Raw genomic sequence first — 25,081 nt, 5'->3', positions numbered from 1 at the left:
TCCTTCGCCCCGGAGCCAGCGTTGGGGCGGCGCTCGTCGCTCGCGCTGTCGGCGTCCAGAACGGGATCGAGGGCGGTGGCGGCAGGTGCCCGGCGGGCTCGATCGCGCCGTGATCTGCCGAACCGCAGGGGGCGTCAGCGATGCGCGATCGCTCTCGCCGTCACGATCAAGGTACGCGCAAGAAAGCCGTGCTCGGCGTCGAGTGCTCTGTTGATTCAGGGGAGTATCACATGCAGTATCAGACGCAAATCCTGTGCAGGAAGGCGGAGCTCATTGAGCTCGCGCACGCCTGGGAGCGCTGCCGTCACCGACGTGCGCAGCGCCAGCTGCATCATCGTCTGGAGCACATCGCCATCGAGGCGGAAGCGATGACCCGGACGCGCTCCCCGGGGTCGACGGGGGATGAGGGCATGATGGTCGCGGCCCTCTTCAACCGTGATCTCGGGACCCTCATCGGCGCGGCGCCATTCCTGGTCCAGGATTGGACCTGGCGCTGTCGCCTCGGTTATGTCTCCATGGGCGCGTTCCCGGTCCGGCGAGCGGTGCTCTGCGGGACCGACTGGCTCGCCCCGGACGCCCCGGCGGAGCAGGAGGCGCTCCTCCAGGCGGTCCTGTCCGCGAAGGTCCCCTACCAGATGATCTTCATCGAGGGATTACCGGTCGAGTCGGATCTCCTGCGCCTCCTCCGGAGCTCCCCGCGGGTGCGCCGGGAGTTCTGGGTTGACACGCCGGCCGAGGTGACGCCGCGCCGCCTCGTGGACCTGTCGGGGAACTTCGATGCGTACCTCGCGAAGTTCAGCGGCCGCACGCGCCGAACGCTGAAGTACAAGGCGAAGCGCCTCACGCGCGCCATGACCGATGGCATGAGGCTCCAGCGCATCACGCGGAAGGAAGAGCTGCCGCGCTTCCTCCAGCAGGCGGGGATCGTCGCGGCGCGGAGCTGGCAGGGCAGATGTCTCGGGCAATCGGTCGATGGGCAGGCGACGCGGCGCAAGCTGGAGGCGTTCGCGGAGCGCGGCTGGCTGCGTGGTTATCTCCTGCTGAACGGCGACGCTCCTGTCGCCTTCGTGATCGGGACGCTGGATGAGAGCACATATTATTACGAGCGCGTGGGTTATGATCCAGCGTGGGCTGCATATCATCCCGGCAGCGTCCTGCTCCTCATGATCCTCGAAGACCTGTGCGCGGACGGGGTCCCGAGAACGCTCGATTTCGGCTACGGAGACAACGAGTACAAGCGGCTGTTCTCCACGCGGTCCTATGACGAGCTGACCGTCCTTCTGGTCCGCAAATCGGCCGCCATGGTCGTCCCGTACGTCACGCACGCCGCCTGTTGGTCCGGCGCTGCGCTCATCCGGAAGGGCCTCGATCGCTTCGCGCTGAGGGAGAAGGTGCGGCGGCTCTTGCGCGGGGCGCGGGCCCCGGAGGCCCAGGTCGAGGCGCCGAGCGCGGCGTGCGACGAAGCGGAGACCGCGCCCGCGGCGAGGCCGCGAGCACCGCTCATGCGGCGACCCCGCAGGCTGTGGAGTGAAGGCGGCCCCTTAGATGGAATGAGGCAGCCCACGGGGCGCCTGGACCGATGATGCCGACCGCACCGACCCGAGCCTCTGCGCGGCGCGTTCGCGCGGCGGGGCCTGCGAAGACAGCCCGCAGCACCGTGGAGGTCGGCCCATCGGCAGGAGCAAAGCGTGCTGGAGTGCTCGGAGGCGTCAAGGGTTCGCGAGCGGAGCTCGCCGGCTCTGCCGCCCTTGACTCCCCCTGCGGTGCGCCAGCCGGACAAAGCTGCGGGTGATGGGCGGACGGAGGCCTCCGCACCTCGAGCACGTGGGCGGCACGGTCTAGGTCCGGGGCGTCGATGTGCAGCGCGCGTATCAGCCGCCTGGCGCGGCAGGCGCGAGGAGCGATGTGTCGACGCGCAGCACGCGGGCCGTGAAGGGCCCCACGCGTGACGCCTGGGTGCGCATGGCCACGGTGAGCTCCGTGCCGAACGCGGAGACATCGACGAGCGGGTGGCGCTGGTACACATCGCTGAAATGGCTCTCGCCTGCGATCGCGGGGAGCGGCAGCGTCACAGCGACCTCGGGCGCCCCTCCGGCGGCAGGCACGCGCACGAGGCGCAGCTCGCCGCGGCTCGCGTCCGCCGCGATGTTGCCGACGCACGTCGGCAGATCGGCGTTCTGCACCTCGTAGGCGATCGTCCAGTCGATGTGGCTGATCAGGAACGCGATCCACACGTCGCCGTCGCTCGTGCGCGCGGCCGAGAAGGCCGACCATTCGAGCCCGGAGGTCACCTCGTGGCAGTCGGCCGGGCAGCCCGGCGACGGGGAGTCGCCGAAGCCGCGCTGGCAGCTGTACGCCGGCGTCGCGGTGCCGGGGATCGCTACCTCGCCCTCGCCGTCGCCCTCGCCGGCGCTCTCCAGCCGCAGCCCGTCGGGGTGCTGCACGACCGCCGCGAAGCGCGGAATCGTCGCTTGACCGGCGGGCTTCGGCGGCGGGACGGGCTCGTAACGGAGCGGCGAGCTCGCGGGGACCGGAGCGCCAAGGCTCCGCTCCGTGGCGCCGTCGAGCACCTCGAGCTGCCAGCTGTCGGAGCCCGCTTGGACCATGCCGAACGAAAGCGGCGCGTCGTCGGGCGCGAGGGCGAAGCGGGGCCAACCGCTGTCGGCCGGCCGGCTCGCCGGCGCGACGTCCCAGGCGCCGCCGGACGTGCGCGTCGCGTGCGCGATGATCTCCGGCGCATCCGTGAGGATCCAGATGTGCGGCTCGCCCTGGGAGTCCACCGCGACATCGAGGACCGGCACGTATTTGTCGTCGCGATCGAACACCATCTGTTTCTCGGCCGCGCTTCCGGCGAGCGGCAGGAACACGACACCGCCGGGGTAGCCGTCACCGGTGCCTTGCGTCTCATCCACCGCGGCGTACGCCCTTCCGTCCGGCGAGAGCGCCACGCTCACGCTCATGCTCTGCACGTCGAAGTCGCGTTGGGTCGCCCCGTCGCCGTCGAGCTCGAACAGCCGCGTCGGGGCGTTGCTGCTCGTCACGAGGTACGTCGTGTCCGCCGCCGGAACGGCCCGCACCCCGCCCGCTGCGAAGTCGTGCCCGGTGCACGTCACCTCCACGTCGAGCGTGATCGCGCAAGGCGCGTCCGCGGAACAGGCGTCGCCGTGGTCGCCCCGTTGCGAATCGCACGTCTCCGGGCCGCCGCCCGTGCCGCCCTGACCGCCCGCGCCGCCTTCACCCCCGGCGCCGCCGGCCCCTCCTGTGCCAGCTGGCACGCTGGTATCTCCCTGGCACCCGAGCGTCACCAACAGGCCGGCGAGCATGCCGATCCCGAGGATTCGAAGGATATGGCTAGGCAATTCCCTGCTCATGAGCGCTCGCCTCCTTGCGATGCGCTGCCACTCAGCACCAAATGTGCCAGTCGAGCTCCCTCGCAAAAGCCCCGGTTACGCTCGATGACCTGTGCCGTTCTGTGTCGGAATGTTCGTGTGTTCGCTGCTCGTTGCAGGCGCGGGCCCGACGACCACGCGCTTGCCGCGAGCTCGGAGCGCCTCAGAGATTCATGCCGCCTGATGCCTCGATGCGCTGGCCGGTGATCCACTGGCCCTCGGGCGAGAGCAGCACGGCGACCGCGCCGCCGATGTCATCGGGGAGGCCGACCCGGCCGAGGGCGGTCTGGGCGGCGATCATCTTGTTCAGCTCGGCGTTGTCGCGCACGACGCCGCCCCCGAAGTCGGTCTCGATCGCGCCCGGCGCGAGCACGTTCACCGCGATCTTCCGCGGCCCGAGCTCCTTCGCCAGGTAGCGGGTGAGCACCTCCACGCCGCCCTTCATCGAGGCGTAGGCGGCGTACCCGGGGAAGCTGAACCGCGTGAGCCCCGACGAGACGTTGAGGATCCGCCCGCCGTCCGCGATGAGCGGGAGGAGCTTCTGCGTGAGGAAGAACGTCCCCTTGAAGTGGACGTTCATGAGCGCGTCGAACTGCTCTTCGGTCGTCTCGGCGAAGCTCGCGTGGCCGCCCATGCCGGCGTTGTTCACCAGGTAATCGAAGCGATCGCGCCCGAAGCGACCGGCGAGCTCCGCCTTCACCGCGGCGGCGAACGCGTCGAATCCGCGGGTGCTCCCCAGATCGAGCGCGATGGCCGCCGCCGTCCTCCCCTTGGCCTCGATCTGCTTCACCACATCTGCCGCCTCCGCCGCGGCGCCGCGGTAGGTGATGATGACGTCCACGCCGCGATCCGCGAGGTGGAGCGCCATGCTCTTTCCCAGCCCGCGGCTTCCGCCGGTGACGAGGGCGACGGGGCTACGCTTGGATGTGCTCATGGTCGGGTCCTTTCGATGGCGACGCGGCTGCTCGCCGCTGTCCGTGGCGGCTGCTCGCCGCTGTCTGCGACTGTGAATAGCGATCCGATCCCGGTTGCGGAAGGCCCGAGGCTCCGACACACTGTTTCGCCAGTCGAAACAATGACCGTCGACGTCGGATCGCTGAAGATCTTCGTGAAGGTGGCGGAGCTTGGCAGCTTCACGCGCGCCGGCGAGCACCTCGGCATGCCCAAGGCGCGCGTGTCGCTGCGGCTGAAGGCCCTGGAGGCCGAGCTCGGCACCCGGCTCCTCCAGCGGTCGACGCGCGTCGTGCGCCTCACGCCGGACGGAGAGGAGCTCCTCCCGCGGGCGCGGCGCCTCGCGCTCGAGGCCGACGAGCTCGGAGCGATGTTCCAGGCCGCGCGGGGCCTGCGCGGGCGGGTGCGGATCGATCTGCCGGTGAACTTCGCGCGCGACGTCATCATCCCGCGCCTGCCCGAGCTGCTCGCGCGCCACCCCGAGCTCGAGGTGCTCCTCAGCACGACCGATCGGCGCGTCGAGCCGCTCCGCGAGGGCTTCGACTGCGTCCTGCGCGTCGGCGCCCCGGGGGGCGACGGGCTCGTCGGCCGCAGGCTCGGCGTCCTGCGGATGGTGAACCTCGCGAGCCCGTCCTATCTGCGCGAGTATGGTACGCCTCGTCGCCTCGAGGATCTCGAACGGCACCTCCTCGTGCATTACTCGTCGACGCTCGGCGCCGAAGCGCCGTCGTTCGAGTACCCCCACGACGGCGGCTACCGCGAGTGGCCGATGCGCAGCGTGGTGACGGTCAACAGCGCTGACGCCTATCTCGCGGCGTGTGTGGCGGGCCTGGGCATCATCCAGGCGCCGCGGGTAGGCAAGTTCGCCAGCATCACCGCGGGCGAGCTCGTCGAGGTTTTACCCTCCCTCACCGGCGCGCCGATGCCGGTCTCGCTCCTCCACACGCACGGTCGAAGCGTGCCGCGCCGCGTGCGCGCGGTGATGAGCTGGATCACCGAGGTCCTCTCTCCGCACCTCGAGGCGCTCGACCGCTGATCCACGCGCTCCCGGCCGGCGAGCCCTCCCGCTCGACCCCTCGAGGGCTCACGCCGCGCGCCCCGGCGCGATCCGCAGCAGATCGAACTCCGCCACGAAGCCCTCGCCGAGCGGGCTGCAAGCATAAAGGCCGCACTCCACCTCGCGCGCGCCGTCGTCCTCGTGCAGGTGGGCCATGCGGATCTGCGTCCACGCCGCGCCGTCGTCCGAGCTGTCGACGAGGTAATCCGGCCCCTCCCGCCGGACGCGCAGCCAGATCTCGCGGCGATCCGAGGGAAATGGCTGGGTCGACCAGTCGCTGTAGCCCGCGTTCGTCACCACCGCGCCGAGCCGGCTCGGGCCGTCCGGCTCGAACTCGACCGACGCCTTCAGCCAGCACGACTCCGCGATCCGCACCATGAGCCCTGCCTGGTCGTACTGGTGCGCCGGCCGGAACCGCACATGGCAGGTCATCACGAAGTCGCCGCCGGCGCGGGTGAAGAGGAAAGCCCCGTTGTCGTTGCGAAAGCCGTAGTGCGTCCGCTGCCAGTAGTCCGTCTTCGCGGCGGGCTCGACGACGAGCACGCGCCGCTCGGGCTCCACCGCCCAGCGCGCCGGCGGGTTGCGCCACGTGAGCCGCGGATCGATTCCAGGGTTGGTAAAGCCCTCTTCCAGAAGCTGTCCTGTCATGACGCAGACCTCCGAGCGCCGCGCGGCGTGCGGTCCGCCCGCGCGCGGGCGAGGGTCGGGAGGCTACCACGGAGCGCGCCGCGTTCGGGCGCGCCCCGCTGCGATCGGCCGCGCCGCTCACGCCGAGGGCGCGCGCGGGCCGAGCACAGCGTCGTGGAGCTGGTCGAGATCGAACGGCTTGGCGAGGAACCGCGCGAGCCCGAGCTCCGCGGCCAGCTCCGAGACGTCCACCGCGGCGCTCACGAGCACCACGCGCACCGCCGGATCGACCCGCGCGAGGATCGCCTTCGCGCAGACGCTGGGAGAGAGCCCGGGCATGAAGTAGTCGCACAGCACCGCCCGCAGCACGTCGCGCTCGCGCTCGAGCAGCGGGAGCGCCTCGGCGCAGTCGGCGACCTGGAGGCAATGGAGCCCCCACCCGTCCAGGCTGAGGGCGACGAGCTCCCGGAAATCGGGGTCATCGTCGATGACCAGCACGCGGTTTCGCAGCATGTTCCCTCTGCTCGCTAGCGCCTCAGTTCCAGAGAAAAGACCATGAGGTCACCGGCCCTCCGCTCGATCCAGAACCTCGCGCCGTGGAGCCGGGCGATCCCCTGGACGAGGTGGAGGCCGATGCCCGTGCTGCGCGGCTCGTCACGCCGCCCCTCGAACGCGACGACGGCGAAGGGCTCCAGCAGCTTCTCGAGGTCGTCCGGGAGATCCTTCCCGCCCCGGACCTCGATCGTGATGAGCACGCGCGCGGCGGAGCCGGCGTCGATCGTGATGAGCACCGGATCGCGCTCCAGCGCGACGGACACGGCCTGGACGAGCAGGCTCCAGAGCGCCTGCTCGACGAGCTCTGGATCGCCCAGGAGGTGCGCGTCTCCCCGGGGCACCAGGCGAATGCTGTGATCTTTGGCCACGAGCTCGAGCTCTCCGATCACGCGGCGGGCGAGCTCCTCGACGTCGATCGCCTCGGGCTTGAAGGGGAGCTCGCCTCCGGAGATGCGCGCCGACCACAGGAGATCCTGGACCAGGCGGCCGAGGCGCGTCGCCTGGCGATCGATGATCGTGAGGGCGCGCTCGCGGATGGCCGTGTCGTTCCGGTGGGTGAGCGCGACCTGCGAGAACCCCTTCATGGTGGTGAGCGGCGTCTTCAGCTCGTGCGCGGCGACGGCGAGGAACCGGTCGCGATCCTTGTCGCGCTCGGCGATGGCCTTGAAGCTCGTGTTCAGCGTGTGGGCGAGCACGGCGAGCTCGTCGTCCCCCCGGTCCCCGAGCGGCTCGTAGGCGCCGCGCTCGCGAAAGCGTTGGACGGCGGTCACCATCCGGTGGATGCGCGGCGCGATCGCGCGGCGCACCGCGAGGCCGAAGAGCGACGCCGCCGTGACGCCCCCGAGGCCGACGGCCATGAAGACGAGGAGGATGCGCCGCCGGACGCGGTCGAACGCGTCGTAAGCGACCTCCATGTACCGCAGGTTGATCCTGTGCAGCTTGACGAGGGCGTCGCTGAGGTGCTCCACGTCGGCGCGCCGCAAGTGCGGCGCGGCGGGCGTCGGACCCACGAGCCCGGTCGTGCGCTCGAGGTGCATCACAACGGCGGCGATGGTGTCCGCCGCCTCGCGCTCTTCCTCCAGGAGCACGAGCTCACCGGCCCGAGCGAGCGCAGCGCGGAGGTGGATGGCCTCCGGGAGGGTCGAGGTCGCCGTCAACCACTCGCGCTGGTACCGATCGATGAAGGAGCGGAGCCGCATCATGGGCTCCCGGACTTCTATCGAGACGTCCGACGGCGGGCGAGCGAGCAGGGCATAGAGAGCGTTCGATGACTCGATGCCGCTGCTGATGACGACGAACGGCTGGAAGACGTAGTGACGCAGGTAGGCTGTCTCGGTGGCCAGCCGTCTGAGCGCGACGATGGACATCGTGATGCCCAGGGCGGCCAGGATCAGCTGACTCAAGACGAGCAAGGAAAGACGCCTTCCTATGGACATCCTCCCCGGCGGCCCGTTGCCCCCGCCGCTCGGAGGCGAGCCCGCGTGCTGAGCACGTTGAGACCACCGAGGCATCGGCCACCTCCTCGGCGTCACCGTGGAAGCAAGGGGGGCACCACGACAAGGCCGGAGCGACCCTGGCGATCGCCCCCTCCCGCTCGCTCGCTACTGCGGCCGGCCCTGCGCGATCCAGCTCTCGACGAGCTGGATCTCCTCCGGCCCGACCGCGGGCAGCCCGAGCGGCATCCCGCGCACCGCCGGAGCCGCGTGGCCCGCCTCCTCCGCCTGCCGCGCCAGCAGCGCGGCGACGAGGCGAGGGGCGCCGTCCGGCCCGCGCGAGAACACGCTCCGCCGCTCGCCCTGATCGTCGACGTAGCCCGCGGCGATCCCCTCGTACGTGGCGAGGTTCAGCCCGCGCGGCTTGAACCCGAAGCCGCCCGTGTTCCCGGGCCCGCCGTCGCCGAGCGCGTAATCCGGCTCGGAGTGGCAGTGCCTGCACGTGACGCGGAACACCCGGCGATCCACCTCGGCGTAGGTCACCCGCCGCGACAGCAGCGGCAGCCGCTCGGGCGCGCTCGCCGGCGCCCGCGGCGACAGCTCCGCCGTCACGACGAAGGCCGCGATGTCCCGCGCCTCGGCGGGCGACATCGGCACCTGGGGCATCGGCGTGCCCGGCTTGATCGCCGCGGGGTCGAGCACCCACGCGACGAGATCGGCGGGCTCCATCCGGTCGCGCGCGTGCCTCAGATCCGGCGCCAGGGCGATCGCGGCGCGCGTCTCCTTCTCCATCCCCTTCACGGGCGCGACCGCCGTCACCCCGGCCGCCCCGGAGAAGGCGTGGCACGTCCCGCACCCCTTGGCCTCGTAGAGCTCACGCCCCCGGGCCGCGCTCGCGCCTTCCAGCGGCGCACTCGGACGTTCGCGCCCTTCGCGGCGATCGCGCGTGAGGTAGGCTGCGATATCGCTCGCCTGCTCGGGCCCGATCGCGAGCCGCGGCATCGTCGCGTGCAGGCGCGGGCGCACGTCGTGCGGCGACAGCAAGAAGGCGCGGATCCAGTCGCGGCGCAGCCTGTCGCCGGCGGCGGCGAGCGACGGCACGTCGCGCAGCTGCACGAGGTTCTCGTTCCACCGCTTCATCGCCGCGGCCGGCGCCTGGAACCGCCCCGCCGCGATGTCCTGGTGGCACTGGACGCAGTGGGCGTCGCGCGCCGCGGGCGCCTGCCCGGTCCCGTCGTGGCAGCGGTTGCACTGGAGCTCCGCGACGAGCCGCTCCCCGCGCGCCGGATCGCCGGCCGGCGCCGCGGCCACGGCGGCCGGAGCGGCCGCCCCGGCGCCATGGTCGCTCGCGCGCGGCGCCGCGGGAGGCGCAGACCCCCGCGCGTCCTCGGAGGTACACCCCGCGGCGCCCGAGGCGAGCGCCGCGAGCAGGGCGAGCAGCGGACGGGCGCGCATCGGCGTCAGCTCTGCGGACCGACCGCGCCCGTCGTCCGGCAGAGCGCCTTGTTCTGCGCCATCGTCTCGCACCGGGTGGCCGCGGCGTCGTGCCCCGCGTTGTCCCCCGAGAGCGCGCGCAGCCGCGCCAGCGTCGCGTACGCCTCGGGGCTCGTCAGGAGGTCCTTCTCGGCCAGATCGCCGAGCAGCTTGAGCGCCTCGCCGCGGTGCTCGGGCGCCCTGGCGAGCGCCTCGCCCAGGTCGGTCTGGAGCGCCGGATCGTTCTTCCGCTGCTCGTTCAGCCGGCGCAGCGCGCGGATCGACCAGTCGATGTTCCCCTTGCGCTCCTCGGCCGACGCCCCGCCCCACGTCTCGAGCAGCTCACGCGGCAGCTGCGGTCCGACCTGGAGCGCCCCGTCCGCGCGCGCGGTGGCCACCGCGAGCACGCGGAAGGCCCGGTTGATCAGCGGGTCCTTGTCATAGGAGATCCGCCGGATCTCGGGAAACATCCGGATCACGCTCCCCGCCGCCGCGGTGAACCGGCCGTCGTGAAGCGCTTGCTCGGCCTGGGCGATCCCCATCACGCGGTGGTCGATCGCGGGCATGATCTCGACTCCACCGCAGGCCGACGCGTCCGCCGAAGGGACGAGGGCGGACGCGATGAGAGCACAAAAAAACGTGAATCGAACGGCGGGACCATTCATGGAAGGACCTCCTCGGGAAGGCTGCGCCGGCGCGCCCCGTCGCTCATCGGGCGCTGCCGATCGACTGTGACAACGCTCGAGGAAAAAATGTTGCTCCCCCGATCGCGATCTCGAGGGGAGGCGCGCGGCGCTCCCGCGCAGCCGGCCGTGCTCCCGCGCAGCAGATGAGAGCGCTCGTGTGAGCAAAGGTGTGCCACTGCGATACGGTGGTTGCCTTGGTGCGCGGCCCGGTGTCCAATGCGGGCCTTCCAAGGAGATCCGCCATGTTGAAGAAGCGGCGCGTCGCGATCGCGGTCCTGCTGGCCCTCGCCAGCGCGCTCGCGGGGTGTAACAGCAGCAGCAAGAAGGCCGACTGCGCGAGCCCCGAGGTGTTCTGCGTGGGCCTCGTCACCGACATGGGCAAGATCGACGACAAGTCGTTCAACCAGTCGGCCTGGGAGGCGATCCAGCGGGCGCAGAAGGAGCTCGGCGCCACGACGCAGTACATCGAGACGACGGATCCGAAGGACTACCCCAAGAACATCGCGACGTTCGCCGAGGAGCGCTACGACGTGGTCGTCACGTCGGGCTTCGGGCTCACGGAGGCGACGCGCGCCGCGGCGGATCAGTTCAGCGGCGTCAAGTTCATCGGCATCGACCAGTTCCAGATCGCGAACAAGCCGAACGTCGTGGGCCTGGTCTTCCCCGAGGACCACGGCGGCTTCCTCGTCGGCGCGCTGGCCGCGATGATGACCAAGACGGGGAAGATCGGCGCCGTGCTCGCCACCGACGCCGTCCCGCCCGTGTGGCGCTTCGGTGAGGGCTTCCGCGCGGGGGCGCGCCACGTCAAGCCCGACATCGAGCTCAGCGTCGTCTACCACAACGACGTCGGCTTCGATAAGACGTTTACCGATCCCGAGTGGGGGAAGACGACCGCCGTCTCGATGATCGACAAGGGGGTCGATATCGTCTTCGGCGGCGGCGGCAAGACGGGCAACGGCGCGCTGCTCGGCGCGGCCACGAAGGGCGTTTACGCCATCGGCGTCGACACCGACCAGTACTTCACGGTGCCCGAGGCCCAGAAGGTCCTCCTCTCCAGCGCCGTCAAGCTCATCTCCGACGGCACCTTCGACCTCATCAAGTCGGCCAAGGAGGGGAAGCTGCCGTCGGGGAACTTCCAGGGCAAGTCGGGGTATGCGCCGTATCACGATCTCGACGCCAAGGTCCCCGCCGAGGTGAAGGCGAAGATGGAGGAGCTCCGGAAAGGGCTCCTCGACGGGACGCTCAAGACGGCGGTGCCGCCGGCCAAGGGGCCGTGATCGCCCTGGGCTCCCGAGGATGCGAGAGAAGCTGATCCGGCGTTTCGAGGGGCTGATCCGGCGCCTCCGGCCGCTGCTCCTGCCGGCCCTCTCGGTGTTCACCGCGATGGTCCTGGGCGGCGTCCTCATCGCCGTGGCCGGGGGCAACCCGCTCGAGGCCTACGCCGGCATGCTCGAGGGCGCGCTCGGGTCGCCGCGGGCGGTGAGCGAGACGCTCGTGTGGGCGACGCCGTACATCCTGGCCGGCCTGTCGGTCTCGCTGGCGCTCAAGGGCGGCCTCTTCAACATCGGCGCGGAGGGGCAGCTCGCGCTCGGGGCGCTCTCCGCGGCCTGGGCGGGCCACTGGCTGCCGCAGCTCGTGGGCGGCGGCCTGCCCGCGGCGCTGCACGTCCCCTTGACGCTGCTCCTCGGCGCGCTCGCGGGCGGGCTGTGGGCCGCGGTGCCCGGCTGGATCAAGGCGCGCGCCGGGGGACACGAGGTGATCAGCACGATCATGCTCAACTACGTCGCCCTCAACGCGGTCAGCTTCCTCTTGAACGGTCCGATGAAGGATCCGGGCGCGTCCAACGTGCTCTCCCGCACGCCGCTCATCGACGAGAGCGCGCGCCTCCCGGCGCTCGTGGAGGGCTTCCGGCTTCACTGGGGCTTCCCGCTCGCCCTGCTCGCGGCGGCGCTCGTCGGGTGGGCGCTCCGGCGGACGACGTTCGGCTTCGAGGTCCGCACGGCCGGGCAGAGCCCGGACGCCGCGCGCTACGCCGGCGTGCGGGTGAGCCGCACCGTGATCGCGACCATGGCGCTCTCGGGCGCCTTCGCCGGGCTGGCCGGCGCCATCGAGGTGAGCGCGCTGCACCACCGGCACGAGCTCGGGTTCTCGCAGGGCTATGGCTTCGACGCGATCGCCATCGCCCTGCTCGGCAAGGCGCACCCCGGCGGGACGGTGCTCGCGGCCCTCTTGTTCAGCGTGATGCGCAGCGGCGCGACCCGGATGCAGTACCTGACGCAGGTGCCGATCGACGTGATCTCCGTCATCCAGGCGCTGATCCTGCTCTTCGTCGCGGCGGACGCCCTGGTCCGGCGCATCTACCGCGTCCGGGGCGAGCACGAGCGGCTCGTGCTCACGCGCGGGTGGGGCGGTTAGCGCGCCGGCTCGGGCGAGGAGCCGGGGACCGGAGCGGGGAACGGGAGCAGGGAAGGACGAAGATGGGCTATCGACGCTACGCATTCATCGCGGTGGTCGTGGGCGTGCTGGTCCTCGTCGTGACGCTGGTCGGCGCGTCGCAGGTGCCGCCGTTGACGATCGTGGCCAGCATGGCGGCCACGACGCTCGCCGTCGCCACCCCGCTCACCCTGGGGGCGCTCTCGGGCGTCTTCTGCGAGCGCTCCGGGGTCGTCAACCTCGGCATCGAGGGCATGATGCTCGCGGCGGCGTTCTCGGGCTGGTTCGGGTCGATCTACGCGAGCTCGATCCTGGGCCTCCCGCCGCTGCCGAGCCTGCTGCTCGGCGTCGTGATCGCGGTCGCCACCGGCGCCGCGCTGGGGCTCCTGCTGGCCGCGCTTGCGGTGACCTTCTCGGTGGACCAGATCCTCGCGGGGACGGTGATCAACTTGCTCGCCGTGGGGCTCACCGGCTTCTTCAACCGCCAGCTCTTCTTCGGGTCGGGCAGCGTGTTCGGCGGGCAGGTGCCTCACGCGCCGGGCGTCCTTCCGCGCCTCGGCGTCCCGCTGCTCGCGGACATCCCGGTCGTGGGCCCCGTGTTCGAGCAGCAGCCGATCGCCGTCGCCGCCGTCGCGCTGGTCGGGCTGACGCACCTCGTGCTCTTCCGCACGCGGTGGGGCCTGCGCGCGCGGGCCGTGGGCGAGCACCCCCGCGCGGCCGCGACGGTCGGGATCGACGTGGCCCGCGTGCGCTACGTGAACGTCGTGATCGGCGGCGCGATCGCCGGGCTCGGCGGGGCGTATTTCACGCTGGAGTCGGTGCCGTCCTTCGAGCCGCTGATGACGAACGGGCGCGGCTTCATCTCCCTCGCGGCGATGATCTTCGGCGACTGGACGCCGTTCGGCTCGTGGGCCGCGGCGCTCGTCTTCGGCGCGGCGCAGGCGTTCCAGATCAACCTGCAGCTCTTCCGCGACCAGATCCCGCCGTCGTGGTCGTTCCTGCAGCAATCGTCGGTCGTCGGGCTGGTGCCGTATCTCCTGACGCTGCTGCTCCTGACCGGCGTCATCGGCAAGACCACGCCGCCGGCCGCCGACGGCCTGCCGTACGAGCGGGAGGGACGGCGGTGACGGCCGTCCTCGAGGCCCGGGGGATCACCCGGCGGTTCTCCGGCGTCCTGGCGAACGACAAGGTCGATCTCGACCTCCGAAAGGGCGAGATCCACGCCCTGCTCGGGGAGAACGGCGCCGGCAAATCGACCCTGATGAACATCCTTTACGGGCTCTTGCGCCCGGACGAGGGGTCGCTCGTCCGGAGCGGGCGCCCGGTCGCGCTGCGCTCGCCGAGCGACGCGATCGCGCTCGGGATCGGCATGGTGCACCAGCACTTCATGCTGATCCCGGTGTTCACGGTCGCCGAGAACGTCGTGCTCGGCGCGGAGCCCGTGCGCGGCGCCCTGCTCGACCGCCGGCGCGCGAGCGCCGAGGTCCGCGAGCTCTCGGCGCGCCACGGGCTGGACGTCGATCCCGACGCCCGGGTGGAGGACCTCCCGGTCGGCGTGCAGCAGCGGGTGGAGATCCTCAAGGCTCTTTACCGGAAGGCGGAGATCCTGATCCTCGACGAGCCCACGGCCGTGCTCACGCCCCAGGAGGCGGACGAGCTGTTCCGCGTGCTGCGGGGGCTGACGGCGCGGGGGGTCTCGGTCCTGTTCATCACGCACAAGCTCAGGGAGGTGCTCGCGGTCGCGGACCGGGTGACGGTCATGCGCGCCGGGCGCGTGGTGGGCGCCGCGATCCCGGCGGAGACGGACGAGCGCGGCCTGGCGGCGATGATGGTGGGCCGCGAGGTGGTGCTCCAGGTGAGCAAGGCCCCGGCGAGCCCCAAGGACGTCGTGCTCGACGTGCAGCGCCTCGGCGTCGCGGGCCGCCGCGGATCCGGCGCCGACGTGGTGCGCGAGGTGAGCTTCTCGGTGCGCGCGGGCGAGATCCTGGGGATCGCCGGCGTGCAGGGCAACGGCCAGACCGAGCTCTGCGAGGCCATCACCGGCCTCTCGCCGCCCCGCGCCGGGCGCGTGCTCCTCCGGGGCCGCGACGTCACCGGCGCGCTGCCCCGCGCCCTGATCGAGCGCGGCGTCTCGCACGTGCCCGAGGACCGCCAGCGCCACGGGCTCGTGCTCTCGTACGCGATCGCGGACAACCTCGTTCTGTGCACTTACTACAAGGCTCCGTTCGCCGTGCGCGGCGTGCTCCGCGACGACGCCCGCGAGGAGAACGCGAGGCGGTTGATAAAGACCTTTGACATCCGCGCGCCCGGCCCGGAGACGCCCGTGTCCGCGCTGTCGGGCGGCAACCAGCAGAAGGTGATCCTCGCCCGGGAGATGAGCCGCCCCGTCGAGCTGCTCGTGGCCAGCCAGCCGACCCGGGGCGTGGACGTCGGGTCGATCGAGCACATCCACCGCGAGATCGTGGCGGCGCGCGACGCGGGGGCGGCGGTGCTGCTCGTGTCGGCGGAGCTCGACGAGATCCTGGCGCTGTCGGACACGATCGCGGTCATGTACCGGGGCGAGATCGTGGCGACGCGGGACGCGGGCGCGGTATCGCGGACGGAGCTCGGGATGCTGATGGCCGGGGTGCTCCCCGGCGAGGAGGCCCCGCCGCCCGCCGCGGAGGAGGTCGACGCATGAGGGGGCGCGCGCTGCGCGCGCTGGCCGTGGCGGCGCCGCTCGCGGCGGCGGCCGCGGCCTCGTTCGCGCCGCCGTCCGCCGCCGCCCCGACGCTGGAGCAGTACCGGTATTTCCGGGCGCTCTCCCTCGATCTGAAGGGGCGGCTCCCGACGCGCGAGGAGCTCGCCGAGCTCGAGTCGCCGGGCTTCGATCTGGACGCCTGGATAGAGCGCCACCTCGACGGCCCGGGGTATGCCGAGCGGCTCACGCGCATCTACATGGATGTCCTGCGGCTCGAGCTCGGCCCGGCGGGGCTGTTCACGCCGTCTGCGACGACGCTCCGCCGGGTGGAGGTGCTCGGCCCGGAGGGCAAGCCGCTCTATGTCTATTACCGCGTCAACCAGCGGCGCCTGAACCCGGTGATCGACGGCGAGTTCTGCTTCTCCGACGCCGAGAGCGGGCTCGGGGTGGCGGCCTACGCGCCCATCAAGGGGACGCCCGCCCGCATCTCCCAGCGGCTGCTCGACGAGCGGACGACGCTCGTGCGCCCCTACTGGCTCTATCGCGATTACCTCTCCGTCGTCCCGACGCAGCGTTATGGCGACGGGTGGAAGGCCCCGGACAGCGCCTATGTCCCGCTGCCGCAGCTCCTGGTCGAGCCGGACGGCAAGACGCCGACCGTCGAGGTCCGGGTCTGCAAGGAAGAGGCACAGACCGCCGACGTCGGCCACATCTACGCGAGCGACATCCCTCCGCCGCCGAAGGGGGCTCCGCCGCCGCCGGGCCGCGCGCGCCCGCCGGTGCGCGAGGATCGTTATGCGAAGGCGCACCGGGGCGAGCCGATCTCGTGCCGGAGCGCGCTCGCGCCCGTGATGAGCGTCGACTGCGGCTGCGGCATCGGCCTCGAGCATTGCTTGCCCGCCGACAGCGCGGGCAGGGATCCGCGCGCCTTCGTGCTGCCGGCGAATACCCCGCTCGGCATCGAGGATCCCATCGGCTCCGCGCCGCACACGATCACCGGCTGGAACAAGTTCTGGTGGTCGCAGGAGGCGATTCATCTCATGAATCACGTCTTCGCGGCGGATCGTGATTTCCGGGAGATCCTCACCGGTCGTTATACGTTCATCAACGGCCCGCTCGCGCAGTTTTACCGGTCGAGCGCGCCCGCGGCGTGCTGCTCGCTGCACCCGTCGTACGGGATGCGCGAGGACGAGGCGCCCCTGTTCTTGCCGGGCGCGGTGCCGCCGGTCGTCGCGCCGCACGACGTCTCGGCCTGGACGTTCATCCCCGATCGCGGGCCGCGCGCGGCGGGGCTCCTCACGACGCCGGTGTTCCTCACGAAGTATTCCTCGCGGCGCGCGCGGGCGGCGGCGCTCTACAGCGCGTTCCTGTGCAAGAGCTTCACGGCCGAGCACGCGGAGCTCCCGCCGTCGGAGGAGCCCGACCTCATGGTCCGGCCGGGCTGCGCGAGCTGTCATGCGACGCTGGAGCCGCTAGCGGCGTATTTCACGCGGGTCGAGGAGACGACGTGGACCTATCTGCCCGCCGGGAGGTTCCCGATCGAGAACCCGGTGTGCAAGCTGAACGCGGAGGGGAAGACGGGGCAATCGTGCCAGCGCTTCTACGACCCTGTGTTCTCGAGCCGGGAGCGCGGCGTGCTGCGGGGCGCTTATGCCTCGGCGGATCACGCCGAGCGCGGCCCGGCCGGCGCCGCGGCCGATCTCACGCGTTTGCCGGAGTTCGCGTCGTGCGCCGTCGAGCGCGTGACCGAGTCGTTCCTGGGGCGGCCCCTGCGCGAGGAGGACGAGGCGCTGCTCGGCGCGCTGCGCGAGCGGTTCGTGTCGCGCGGCTACCGGATGCGGCCGCTGGTCGAGGCGATCGTCCGCTCGCCGGCGTATGCGCGCGCGAGCAACGTGCGGCCCGCGCTGGAGCGGGGCGGGGCGGCGAAGGGCGAGGCGGAGCGGGGTGGCGCGGGGAAGGGTGGAGCAGAGCGGGGCGGCGCGACGCGCGGCGAGGGAGCGCGGTGATGCAGGGCCGGGGGAGGGCGCCCGGCCGGATGGGGGCCTTCGCCCTCGCTGCCGCGGCCTCGGTGGCCGCGCTGGCCGGCGCGTGCGGCCCGCCGGAGGCGATCGCGCCGCGGCCTGCAGCGCCGCTCCGGGAGACGGGGCGCGTCGCGCAGAGCCGGGCGCCGAAGGAGGATCTGCGGCTCATCCCGGCGGAGGCGTACCTGAGGACCTATCTCCGGCTCTTCGGCGGCCTCGCGCCCGCCGAGGTCGAGCGCCGCGCGCGGGGGGACGACAAGGCGGCGCTGTTCGACACCTGGGGAGACTACCTCGCGGCGCTAGGGCTCCCGGATCACGGCCTGGATCTCCCGCGCGCCACGCAGACCAACGCGCTCATGCTGGCGGCGTTCGAGCGGCTCGGGATCGCGCTCTGCGACCGCGCCCTGGAGCACGATCTCAAGGTGAAGGAGCGCGTCCCGATCGAGCGGCGGCTGATCTTCGCGTTCGATCTGCCGGCGCAGGACCCGGACGAGGCGGCGTTCGCCCCGCGCTTCGACGTGCTGCACCGGACGTTCCTGAGCTACCCGGCGCGCCTCGCGCCGCCGGATCGGCAGGGGAAGTTCTTCGCGCTCTACCAGGGCACGGTCGCGCGGCACCGCGCGAAGGGCGCGCCGAAGTCGCGGTTCTCGCCGGAGGAGGCGGGGTGGGCGGCCGTCTGTTACGGGCTCGTGCGGCACCCGGAGTTCCACCTGTATTAGGGGTACTATCAGCGGGCCCACGGCGCGGCCGGCGCCGCGCGTGGCTCCGGCCGCGCCGGCCGTGACCTACTCGTCGCACTCCTTGACGTGAAACAAAGCGGAGACGAGCAGCGCGGGATGGCCGTCGAGGGACCGCTGAAGCTCGCAATCACCCGTCGAGAAGTCCACCTCGCGCGGATCGCTGCCGACCGTCGCCACGACGTGGCAAAAGCCATCGTAGAAATCCTCTCCTGTGTGCATCGTGACATTCGGTAGAGGCTTGCCGTCGTCATCCTCGCGCTTGACGAGCAATGCAATTGAGCTGATCGGCGGGTCGTCGTCGCGCGCGCGGCCCAGGGACATCTCCGGCACGGAGTCTTTCAGGTAGCACGCCGTCGACCACCTCTCCCCTGTTTTCACGAACCTCCGTCCATCATCGCCGGTATCGTAGCTCAGGGTTTCACCGTCGAGGGCGACGACCGCCTTCCCCGCGATGTCCGGATGGTTGACGCACGCCATCGCTGGCAGCGACAGCACGGCCAGGAGCGTGAGCCGCGCGCTCGACATGGACATCGTCATCCGCCTCACGGGGTGTCCCACCAGATCTCGGAATAGGAACATACGATGTGCGGCTCGCCTCGCTCCAGGGTGCCAAGCACGGCAGCGACGCTCGGGGAGCAGGCGCCAGGCTCTTCCTCAACGAGCGTGGCGCGCATCGCACTGAGCGGGAGGGGTGAGGTGACGTCCGCGCAGGCCGTCTCCCCGAGGCCGACGGGGAACCCCGCCGCCATGCGGTCGCTGCATGCGCTGTCCCCATACAAGCCGACGTCGGCGACGCACCTGCCCCCTGCTGGGGGACCACACTCGCACGGAGCGCAGGCGCGGTTGTCGATCAGCTGTTCGAAGAACTCGTGTCGTGTCAGGCCACGCCTGCAGGTCCCCTCGCTGCTGGCCTGCATGCAGGGGATGAACCCCGGCGGTTCCTGCGCCGTGTCGCCGGCGCACACCCGGACGAACCTTGCAGGAACGGGCGGCGGCTCGGGCGTCGCCGAGGGTGTGCACGGCGAGAGTGTCGGCGGCTCGTAGACGACGGACGCGAAATCGTCCGGCTGGACGGGCGACGGGAGCGCAGCGCACGTCCCATCCCATCCCGCTCCGGCATCGAGCGCGATCGAGGTGCTTCCGCCTGGGCAGGTCATCCCGTTCGCCATGACCGTGGAGGGCAGCTCGCACGCCGCCGGACCGCATTCGCACGCATCGCACGTGTCCGGCAGCCCTTCAGGCGCGTCAGGCATCCAGCCTTCCCACTTCGGCGGCTGGCCGTCGATACAGGGAGGTGCATCGTCCTCCGGACCTACCCACATCCACAGCACTGGAGCCGAATCGGCAGGCGGCGGAAGCAGCGGCACAAACCACTCGTCTTCGCACGCGAGCAGCGTTATCGCGGAGACGAACAGCAACATCGGACGCCGCATCAGAAAGGCCTCCGTGCCAGCGTCGCCATGCTCACGCGCTGACGGCCCACAGCGACATCGCCGACGCTCACCATCGAACGCGCACCTCCGCGCCGTGCGCCGTCACTCGAATCTGCACGTCGTTCGGCAACCAGACGTACACGAGGGTGGCCGCGCCTGCTGCCGCCCCAGCGATCAACGCGCTGGTACCCAGGAGACGCATCAGCTTCCCGCTGGCGGCAGTATCGATCATCTCGTCGTAGTCGGGTTGAAATGTGGGATCGAGCCTGTTCATCACCTCGGCGTGATGTCGACCCGCCGTCGCCTCCTGCTCGTACCCCTGCGCGCTCTGCAGGGACACGGTGCCTGCCACCAAGAACCCGACCGAGGCCACCGCGCCCGTCGTGACGATCCGGAGGTCCGGCCCGGGCCGGCCTGCGCCCTGCGGCGGCCCTTTGGGCGCCGCAGGCCCGGGCGCTCCAGGCCCGGAAGCCCCCTTCGGCGGCTGAGCGCGGTCCTTCGGCGGCTGCGCGTGGTCCTCCGGCGCTTGTGCCGGCTTGTCGAACGTGAGCGGCACCTCCTTCGACTCACCCGCCTCCACCTTCACACCCGCGCGCGCGACCTGCCCCTCCTGCCCGACGGCCATCACCTCGTGCTGGCCAGGCCTCACGTAGACGCGGCTGCCGTCCTTCACCCCCCGGCCGTTCACGAACATGCCCACGACGCCGGGCGGCGGCATGAGGACCACCTCACCCACGCGCCGCCGGGCCCGGGCGAGGTCGGCGTGCCGGTGATCATACAGGCGCCGCTCCACCTCCGTGCGCGGGGCCGGCATGTGCTCGACGCACTGCGAGAGCTCCACCACGGCCTCCTCCCAGCGGCCCATCCGCAGGTCGAGCTGCCCCATGTTGCACATCGCGACGTTCGACCGCTCGATATCGTACACCTCGCCCCACAGCTCCCGGGCTCGCGCGACGTCGAGCCGATCCAGCGCCGCCCCCGCCTCGCGAATGAGCTCCTTGACGGCTCGCGAGCGCTTCAGAGGCGCCTCCGCACGCGCGGAAGCAGCCGCGAGCAGCACGAGGAGCAACGCCGCCCACGACGGAAGCCAGGATGCTGATCGAGGACCTCGCACGCTCCACCTCGGGCGCGCCAACGCACGTGACCGCGCGCCAGCGTCACGCTCGCTCTCTACCATCCTCCGTGTGTGCCTGGCCAGCGTTCCCGGCGCGCGAGCGATGCCGAGAGGCATCTGGCGTTGCATTGCATTTCGGCGACGAAATTTCTCATCTCACCCGCATCGATGGCCGTCTCATCCTTCCGGAATCGCACCCGCGCGGAGGATGGCCCTTGGACGGGACGGTGCGAAGGCGGTCGCAGCGCGCTAAGCTGGGTTGACGAACACCTCCACCGGCGGGCGCTCCGCTGTCCGCGGATGTGCTGGTGTGCAAGGCGGCGCTGTTCGACAGCTGGGGCGACTACCTCGCGGCGCTCGGGCTCCCCGATCACGGCCTGGATCTTCCGCGCGCCACGCAGACCAACGCGCTCATGCTGGCGGCGTTCGAGCGGCTAGGGATCCGCCGGCAGCTTCGGGAACGCGTCCAGCACCGCCGGGGCGTACTCAGCAGCGCCGGAAAGTAGCACAGCAGCGCCGAGGAGCGTGCCCTCCCGGGCTCGCGTTGGGTTTGCACCCTCAGCAGGCACGCGGGAGGCTGTCCTGTCCGCACGCTCGGGGCGCCGCTGGAGGTTGACGCCGAGGATGGCGCCGGATGGAGCGTCGACGTATGCTCCACGAAGGGCCATGCACGCACACAAGCTCATTGTCCACGTTCCCAAGTCGCGACACGTCGAGATCGACCTTCCAGAGGATGTGCCGGAGGGAGAAGCCGAGGTCATCGTGCTGATTCACGAACAGCGAGACGCGCACTCCATGGAGGGGGGACGCCATGAAAGGCTCTTGGCCGCTTGCCGTGCCGTCGACGCGTGGCGCGAAGAGAACCCGGAGCGACTCTTGTCGAAGGAGCAGGTTGATGCCGCGCTGAGCGCGGAGCGCGACAGCTGGGGAGAACCGTGAGTCGAATCTATCTGGACTCTTGCGTCCTCATCTATCGGGTCGAGGGGGCGGAGTCCTACAGGGGTGCATCGGATCGCGCGCTGCTTTCGCTCGGATCGAGCGATGCGTACATATCGCCTCTTGTTCGACTGGAATGCCTCGTGAAACCCGTTCGGTTGAATGATAGCGGCCTGCGAGCGATGTATGAGGGCATGCTCTCCGCCTTCGGACTGTTGCCGCTCTCCCCGGAAGTCTTCGACCTCGCGACCACGCTTCGAGCGCTACACGGGCTGAAGACCCCCGATGCTCTTCATGCAGCGTGCGCCGTCCACCACGGCTGCGATCAGATCTGGACGAACGACGATCGTTTCCGGCAGCTGAGCAGCAGGATCGCTGTCAGGATCATCGGCTGACCCCCGCCGCCGCGCGCACCTCGTCGTCCGGCGCGCTCGAGGCGTACTGCGCCGAGCACGGCATTGCGGCGGCGCAGGTGATCGCGTTCGGCGACATGCCCAACGACCTGCCGATGCTCGGCTGGGCAGGGCGCGGCGTCGCCGTGGCCAACGCCCATCCCGACGTGCTCGCCGCCGCCGACGAGGTCACGAGCTCCAACGATCACGACGGCGTCGCGCTCGTGCTCGAGCAGCTCGCGCACCTCGGCTTCGTTCCGAGCTGGTATTGAGCGCACCTCGGCCTCGCCGCCTCAAGGCGGCATCAGCGCGCACCTCGGCCTCGCCGCCTCAAGGCGGCATCAGCGCGCACCTCGGCCTCGCCGCCTCAAGGCGGCATCACGACCAGATCCCCGATGAGCTCGTCCGTGTAGCGCCGATGCACGCGATGGCGGCCGCGTTCGACGGCAATGTCGTGCGGGCGCGCGCGGCCGCGGAGGGTATCCTGAGAAGCACGCCCGATGCCTCGCCCCGCCCCCCGCCCCCGCCGCCTCGCCGTCCCGCGCCGCGCGCTGCTCGAGGCCGCCGCGGGCGCGGCGCTCGCCGGCGTCCTCGGCCTGCCGGCGCGCGCGCTCGCCGCGCAGGGCAAGGCCGCGGAGGACGAGTTCTTCCTCTTCATCCACGCGTCCGGCGGCTGGGACGTGACGCTCTGGGCCGATCCTCGCAACGAGGCCAGGGGCCTCGTGAGCCCCGCGACGACCGACAACACGGACACCGCGGGGCTCCGCCTGTGGGTCGACGCGCCCGCGGCCGGCGGCGCGAAGAGCTTCGCGCCGGTCACGCCCAAGGGCTCGAGCCTCGTGTTCGGCCCGGGCATCGGCGCCCTCGCGGACATGCATGACCGGCTGTGCATCCTCAACGGCCTGGCGATGAACACCGTGAGCCACCCCGACGGCACGGCGTTCTCGACCACGGGACGGCACCTCAGCGGCGGCCGCACCGTGGCCTCCAGCGTCGACGCGATCTGCGGGAGCGAGCTCGGCGCGAGCCAGACCTTCCCCGTCGTCTCGGTCCAGTTCCCCTCGGCGTTCGTCGGCGACCGCCTCGATCGGCGCGCCGTCCCGCTCATGGTCGGGGAGATCGGCACCCTCAGCCGCTCGCTCTCCCGCGCGCGCCACTACGACACCGACGAGGACCGCGCCGCGGTGACCGCGCTCCTCTCCGAGGAGGCCAGGTCCCTCGCCGCGCGATCCAGCCACACCGACGCCCTGCGCGGCTTCGCCATCCAGGCGGAAGGGCTGGGCAAGATGCTGAGCTCAGGCCTCCAGGAGGTGTTCTCCAGGGGCAAGCTCATCCAGGCGCACCCGGAGTTCAACCACGCGGCCCGCTTCTCCAGGCAAGCGGCCGTCAACGCCGCGTTCGCGATCGAGGCCATGCGGCGGAACGTGGTCCGCTGCGTGAGCTTCTCGAGCAGCGGGTTCGACACGCACACGAGCACCTACCGCCAGCACGCGGCCACCCAGCAGGAGCTCTTCGACCTGATCGCCGCCCTGCTCGGCTCGCTCGACAAGACCCCGCACCCGACCCGGGCCGGCAAGAAGCTCTCGGATCACACCCACATCCTCGTGACGAGCGACTTCTGCCGCACGCCTCAGCTCAACACGGCGATGGGCCGCGACCACTACCCCAACAACTCCGCCATGGTGATCTCCCCGCGCTTCCGCGGGAGCTTCGCGTTCGGCAAGACCGACCCGGAGCAGCTCCTGCCGGCCCCGGCGAAGACGTTCCAGGGCGGGCCGCGGCCGATCGCCCCGCCCGATCTGCTCGCCACCTTCCTGTTCGCCTTCGGCATCTCCCCGCGCGAGCACCTGCGCGACGGCGAGGTGGTGCCGGAGCTGCTCCGGTCGCCGTGACGCTCCTCCGCCGAGCGGCGTCCGCCGCCGCGCTGGCGCTCTCGTCCTCCGCGCTGGCGCTCTCGTCCTCCGTGCTGGCGCTCTCGCTCGCCGGATGCGCGTCGCAGGCCGCGGCGCCCCTCCCGCCGCTCGTCGTGCGCGAGGTCGCGTGGCCGTCCCCGGGGGAGCTCGGCGCGGTGCGCGCGGTCGCCGACGACGGGCGCCGCGTCGTGGTGTTCCACGACGGCGCCGCGGCCGTCTTCGTGAACGGCGCGCTCGCGAGGGTGGAGCGCGCGCCCCACCGCTGGGTGAGCGCCGCGGCCCTGCCCGCGCCCGACGGCCACGGCACGTGGATCGTCGGCGTCGACGCCGAGGGCCGGCTGCTGCGGCTGCCGGGCCAGGGGGCCTTCGAGGCCGTCTCCGACCGCTACGGCCTCGAGCGCGCCGCGGTGCGGTCCGCGATCGGCCTCGGCGAGGGCGGCGCCGCCTTCGCGCTGGACAGCGAGATCGCGGTGGCGGACGGCGAGACCGTCACGCGCTACGCGACGGGCCCGCTCGCGACGTTCGCGGCGGGGGCCGGGCGCGTGGCCTTCGCGGCCGGGGGCGATGGGCTCGGCGCCCTCGACGTCGCCACGAGGGCGCTGCGATCGTTCCCGCTCCCGGCGGACGGCGCCGCGCCGCTCCTCGCCCTGACCGGCGCGGGCGCGCTGCTCGCGGCGACGCCCGCGGCGCTCTACGCGGAGGACGGCGCCGGCGTCCTGCGCCTCCGGTTCCGGGCGCGCGCCGCGCTCCACGGGCTCGCCGTCTCCGGCGACCGCGCGTGGTTCGCCGACGGCGACGAGCTCGGCGTGCTCGAGCAGGCCGGCGCGCGCGAGACCCGCGGCGCGCGCCTCCCGCAGGGCGGCAGGCTCGTCGGCTCGCCGAGCGGCGACGTGTGGCTGCTCGCGTCGGGCGCCCTCCGGCGCTTCGCCGCAGAGGACGGCGGCGGGACCGCCTGGGGCGAGATCGCGCCCGTGTTCGCCCGCGCGTGCGCGCGCTGCCACCTCCCGCGCGGCGAGGGCGGCGTCGACCTCTCCACGCCCGCGGCGTGGGCTTCGCTCCGCGAGGCCATCGCGCGCCGGGTCGTGGACGAGCGGAATATGCCGCCCCCGGGATACGCGCTCTCCGAGGCCGACCGCGTGCGGATCCGCGCCTTCGTCGGGCGCGCAGGGCCGCCCGCGCGGCCGTGATGTGGGCTCGCCGCCGTGGCCGCGACGCGCGCTCGCCCGCGCGGCCGTGAGGCGCGCTCGC

The 25,081-nt window shown here is 71.8% G+C and carries 23 protein-coding genes and 1 pseudogene; 14 read left to right on the top strand and 10 right to left on the bottom strand.

From position 1 onward, the window contains the following. Positions 1-230: 230 nt before the first annotated feature. Entirely contained in the window at positions 231-1,583 is a 1,353-nt protein-coding gene (locus WME73_RS43175) for a GNAT family N-acetyltransferase (protein ID WP_437913385.1), read from the top strand. Between the two features lie 288 nt (positions 1,584-1,871). On the opposite strand, the gene WME73_RS43170 is transcribed toward WME73_RS43175, so the two are convergent. After that, positions 1,872-3,371: a hypothetical protein gene (locus tag WME73_RS43170; RefSeq protein ID WP_437913384.1), complete on the bottom strand. Its 1,500-nt coding sequence runs from the start codon at positions 3,369-3,371 to the stop codon at positions 1,872-1,874. A 181-nt stretch (positions 3,372-3,552) separates the two neighbouring features. Then, a complete protein-coding gene (locus WME73_RS43165) occupies positions 3,553-4,323 on the bottom strand; it encodes an SDR family NAD(P)-dependent oxidoreductase (protein ID WP_437742098.1) in 771 nt (256 codons plus the stop codon). Between the two features lie 141 nt (positions 4,324-4,464). On the opposite strand from WME73_RS43165, the gene WME73_RS43160 reads away from it, so the two are divergent. Continuing rightward, positions 4,465-5,376, top strand: coding sequence for a LysR family transcriptional regulator (locus WME73_RS43160; RefSeq protein WP_437742097.1), 912 nt, complete (start codon positions 4,465-4,467; stop codon positions 5,374-5,376). A 48-nt stretch (positions 5,377-5,424) separates the two neighbouring features. Here WME73_RS43160 and WME73_RS43155 read toward each other — a convergent pair whose 3' ends face one another. The 5 genes from WME73_RS43155 to WME73_RS43135 all read right to left on the bottom strand — a co-directional run bounded on the left by WME73_RS43155 (position 5,425) and on the right by WME73_RS43135 (position 10,051). Further along, positions 5,425-6,045 (bottom strand): DUF1349 domain-containing protein, encoded by a 621-nt coding sequence (locus WME73_RS43155; protein WP_437913383.1) that lies wholly within the window; start codon positions 6,043-6,045, stop codon positions 5,425-5,427. Between the two features lie 117 nt (positions 6,046-6,162). After that, the gene (locus WME73_RS43150; RefSeq protein ID WP_437742095.1) at positions 6,163-6,537 is read right to left on the bottom strand and encodes a response regulator; all 375 of its coding nucleotides are present in this window, start codon (positions 6,535-6,537) and stop codon (positions 6,163-6,165) included. A 14-nt stretch (positions 6,538-6,551) separates the two neighbouring features. Next, on the bottom strand, positions 6,552-7,982 hold the full coding sequence (locus WME73_RS43145) for a sensor histidine kinase (RefSeq protein WP_437913382.1): 1,431 nt from the start codon (positions 7,980-7,982) through the stop codon (positions 6,552-6,554). A 198-nt stretch (positions 7,983-8,180) separates the two neighbouring features. Further along, a complete protein-coding gene (locus WME73_RS43140; protein WP_437913381.1) occupies positions 8,181-9,467 on the bottom strand; it encodes a c-type cytochrome in 1,287 nt (428 codons plus the stop codon). 5 nt (positions 9,468-9,472) lie between these two features. Then, positions 9,473-10,051, bottom strand: coding sequence for a hypothetical protein (locus tag WME73_RS43135; protein WP_437913380.1), 579 nt, complete (start codon positions 10,049-10,051; stop codon positions 9,473-9,475). A 362-nt stretch (positions 10,052-10,413) separates the two neighbouring features. On the opposite strand from WME73_RS43135, the gene WME73_RS43130 reads away from it, so the two are divergent. The 6 genes from WME73_RS43130 to WME73_RS43105 all read left to right on the top strand — a co-directional run bounded on the left by WME73_RS43130 (position 10,414) and on the right by WME73_RS43105 (position 18,024). After that, entirely contained in the window at positions 10,414-11,448 is a 1,035-nt protein-coding gene (locus tag WME73_RS43130; RefSeq protein WP_437853866.1) for a BMP family lipoprotein, read from the top strand. A 19-nt stretch (positions 11,449-11,467) separates the two neighbouring features. Next, positions 11,468-12,586: an ABC transporter permease gene (locus WME73_RS43125; RefSeq protein ID WP_437742091.1), complete on the top strand. Its 1,119-nt coding sequence runs from the start codon at positions 11,468-11,470 to the stop codon at positions 12,584-12,586. Between the two features lie 62 nt (positions 12,587-12,648). Beyond that, positions 12,649-13,731: an ABC transporter permease gene (locus tag WME73_RS43120; protein WP_437742090.1), complete on the top strand. Its 1,083-nt coding sequence runs from the start codon at positions 12,649-12,651 to the stop codon at positions 13,729-13,731. After that, the gene (locus WME73_RS43115; protein WP_437853863.1) at positions 13,728-15,284 is read left to right on the top strand and encodes an ABC transporter ATP-binding protein; all 1,557 of its coding nucleotides are present in this window, start codon (positions 13,728-13,730) and stop codon (positions 15,282-15,284) included. The genes WME73_RS43120 and WME73_RS43115 overlap by 4 nt, the downstream gene beginning before the upstream one ends. Beyond that, positions 15,281-17,290: a DUF1585 domain-containing protein gene (locus tag WME73_RS43110; protein ID WP_437913379.1), complete on the top strand. Its 2,010-nt coding sequence runs from the start codon at positions 15,281-15,283 to the stop codon at positions 17,288-17,290. The genes WME73_RS43115 and WME73_RS43110 overlap by 4 nt, the downstream gene beginning before the upstream one ends. Beyond that, positions 17,290-18,024, top strand: a complete 735-nt coding sequence (locus tag WME73_RS43105; protein WP_437913378.1) for a hypothetical protein — start codon at positions 17,290-17,292, stop codon at positions 18,022-18,024. The genes WME73_RS43110 and WME73_RS43105 overlap by 1 nt, the downstream gene beginning before the upstream one ends. Before the next feature lie 66 nt (positions 18,025-18,090). On the opposite strand, the gene WME73_RS43100 is transcribed toward WME73_RS43105, so the two are convergent. The 3 genes from WME73_RS43100 to WME73_RS43090 form a co-directional block, all read right to left on the bottom strand. Continuing rightward, positions 18,091-18,540 carry a hypothetical protein gene (locus WME73_RS43100; protein WP_437913377.1) on the bottom strand — a complete coding sequence of 150 codons (450 nt, stop codon included), beginning with the start codon at positions 18,538-18,540 and terminating at the stop codon, positions 18,091-18,093. Positions 18,541-18,587: 47 nt separating this feature from the next. After that, positions 18,588-19,298, bottom strand: coding sequence for a hypothetical protein (locus WME73_RS43095; RefSeq protein ID WP_437913376.1), 711 nt, complete (start codon positions 19,296-19,298; stop codon positions 18,588-18,590). A 247-nt stretch (positions 19,299-19,545) separates the two neighbouring features. After that, positions 19,546-20,592, bottom strand: a complete 1,047-nt coding sequence (locus WME73_RS43090) for a tetratricopeptide repeat protein (RefSeq protein ID WP_437913375.1) — start codon at positions 20,590-20,592, stop codon at positions 19,546-19,548. A gap of 302 nt (positions 20,593-20,894) precedes the next feature. Here WME73_RS43090 and WME73_RS43085 point away from each other — a divergent pair, with 302 nt between their 5' ends. The 6 genes and pseudogenes from WME73_RS43085 to WME73_RS43060 all read left to right on the top strand — a co-directional run bounded on the left by WME73_RS43085 (position 20,895) and on the right by WME73_RS43060 (position 25,020). Further along, positions 20,895-21,098 (top strand): hypothetical protein, encoded by a 204-nt coding sequence (locus WME73_RS43085; protein ID WP_437742083.1) that lies wholly within the window; start codon positions 20,895-20,897, stop codon positions 21,096-21,098. Positions 21,099-21,258: 160 nt separating this feature from the next. Next, a complete protein-coding gene (locus WME73_RS43080; protein WP_437742082.1) occupies positions 21,259-21,531 on the top strand; it encodes a hypothetical protein in 273 nt (90 codons plus the stop codon). Then, positions 21,528-21,923, top strand: coding sequence for a type II toxin-antitoxin system VapC family toxin (locus WME73_RS43075; protein WP_437742081.1), 396 nt, complete (start codon positions 21,528-21,530; stop codon positions 21,921-21,923). The genes WME73_RS43080 and WME73_RS43075 overlap by 4 nt, the downstream gene beginning before the upstream one ends. A 59-nt stretch (positions 21,924-21,982) precedes the next feature. Continuing rightward, positions 21,983-22,192 (top strand): annotated as a pseudogene (locus WME73_RS43070) (HAD family hydrolase); the annotation flags it as partial. 228 nt (positions 22,193-22,420) lie between these two features. Next, positions 22,421-23,812: a DUF1501 domain-containing protein gene (locus tag WME73_RS43065; RefSeq protein WP_437913374.1), complete on the top strand. Its 1,392-nt coding sequence runs from the start codon at positions 22,421-22,423 to the stop codon at positions 23,810-23,812. Next, entirely contained in the window at positions 23,809-25,020 is a 1,212-nt protein-coding gene (locus WME73_RS43060) for a c-type cytochrome (RefSeq protein ID WP_437913373.1), read from the top strand. Before WME73_RS43065 ends, WME73_RS43060 begins: the two co-directional genes overlap by 4 nt. Positions 25,021-25,081 lie beyond the last annotated feature (61 nt).

Origin of the sequence: Sorangium sp. So ce302 (assembly GCF_051530145.1) — a bacterium.
Lineage (GTDB): Bacteria > Myxococcota_A > Polyangia > Polyangiales > Polyangiaceae > Sorangium > Sorangium cellulosum_B.
This window is presented reverse-complemented; position numbering and strand designations above follow the sequence as displayed.

Bases quoted from the DNA above. Each gene is read 5' to 3' on its own strand.
- WME73_RS43110 (WP_437913379.1), top strand. From the start codon at position 15,281: ATGAGGGGGCGCGCGCTGCGCGCGCTGGCCGTGGCGGCGCCGCTCGCG.
- WME73_RS43165 (WP_437742098.1), bottom strand. From the start codon at position 4,323: ATGAGCACATCCAAGCGTAGCCCCGTCGCCCTCGTCACCGGCGGAAGC.
- WME73_RS43095 (WP_437913376.1), bottom strand. From the start codon at position 19,298: ATGCCTGACGCGCCTGAAGGGCTGCCGGACACGTGCGATGCGTGCGAA.
- WME73_RS43125 (WP_437742091.1), top strand. From the start codon at position 11,468: ATGCGAGAGAAGCTGATCCGGCGTTTCGAGGGGCTGATCCGGCGCCTC.
- WME73_RS43160 (WP_437742097.1), top strand. From the start codon at position 4,465: ATGACCGTCGACGTCGGATCGCTGAAGATCTTCGTGAAGGTGGCGGAG.
- WME73_RS43080 (WP_437742082.1), top strand. From the start codon at position 21,259: ATGCACGCACACAAGCTCATTGTCCACGTTCCCAAGTCGCGACACGTC.
- WME73_RS43065 (WP_437913374.1), top strand. From the start codon at position 22,421: ATGCCTCGCCCCGCCCCCCGCCCCCGCCGCCTCGCCGTCCCGCGCCGC.
- WME73_RS43155 (WP_437913383.1), bottom strand. From the start codon at position 6,045: ATGACAGGACAGCTTCTGGAAGAGGGCTTTACCAACCCTGGAATCGAT.
- WME73_RS43120 (WP_437742090.1), top strand. From the start codon at position 12,649: ATGGGCTATCGACGCTACGCATTCATCGCGGTGGTCGTGGGCGTGCTG.
- WME73_RS43150 (WP_437742095.1), bottom strand. From the start codon at position 6,537: ATGCTGCGAAACCGCGTGCTGGTCATCGACGATGACCCCGATTTCCGG.
- WME73_RS43105 (WP_437913378.1), top strand. From the start codon at position 17,290: ATGCAGGGCCGGGGGAGGGCGCCCGGCCGGATGGGGGCCTTCGCCCTC.
- WME73_RS43135 (WP_437913380.1), bottom strand. From the start codon at position 10,051: ATGCCCGCGATCGACCACCGCGTGATGGGGATCGCCCAGGCCGAGCAA.
- WME73_RS43175 (WP_437913385.1), top strand. From the start codon at position 231: ATGCAGTATCAGACGCAAATCCTGTGCAGGAAGGCGGAGCTCATTGAG.
- WME73_RS43140 (WP_437913381.1), bottom strand. From the start codon at position 9,467: ATGCGCGCCCGTCCGCTGCTCGCCCTGCTCGCGGCGCTCGCCTCGGGC.
- WME73_RS43170 (WP_437913384.1), bottom strand. From the start codon at position 3,371: ATGAGCAGGGAATTGCCTAGCCATATCCTTCGAATCCTCGGGATCGGC.
- WME73_RS43130 (WP_437853866.1), top strand. From the start codon at position 10,414: ATGTTGAAGAAGCGGCGCGTCGCGATCGCGGTCCTGCTGGCCCTCGCC.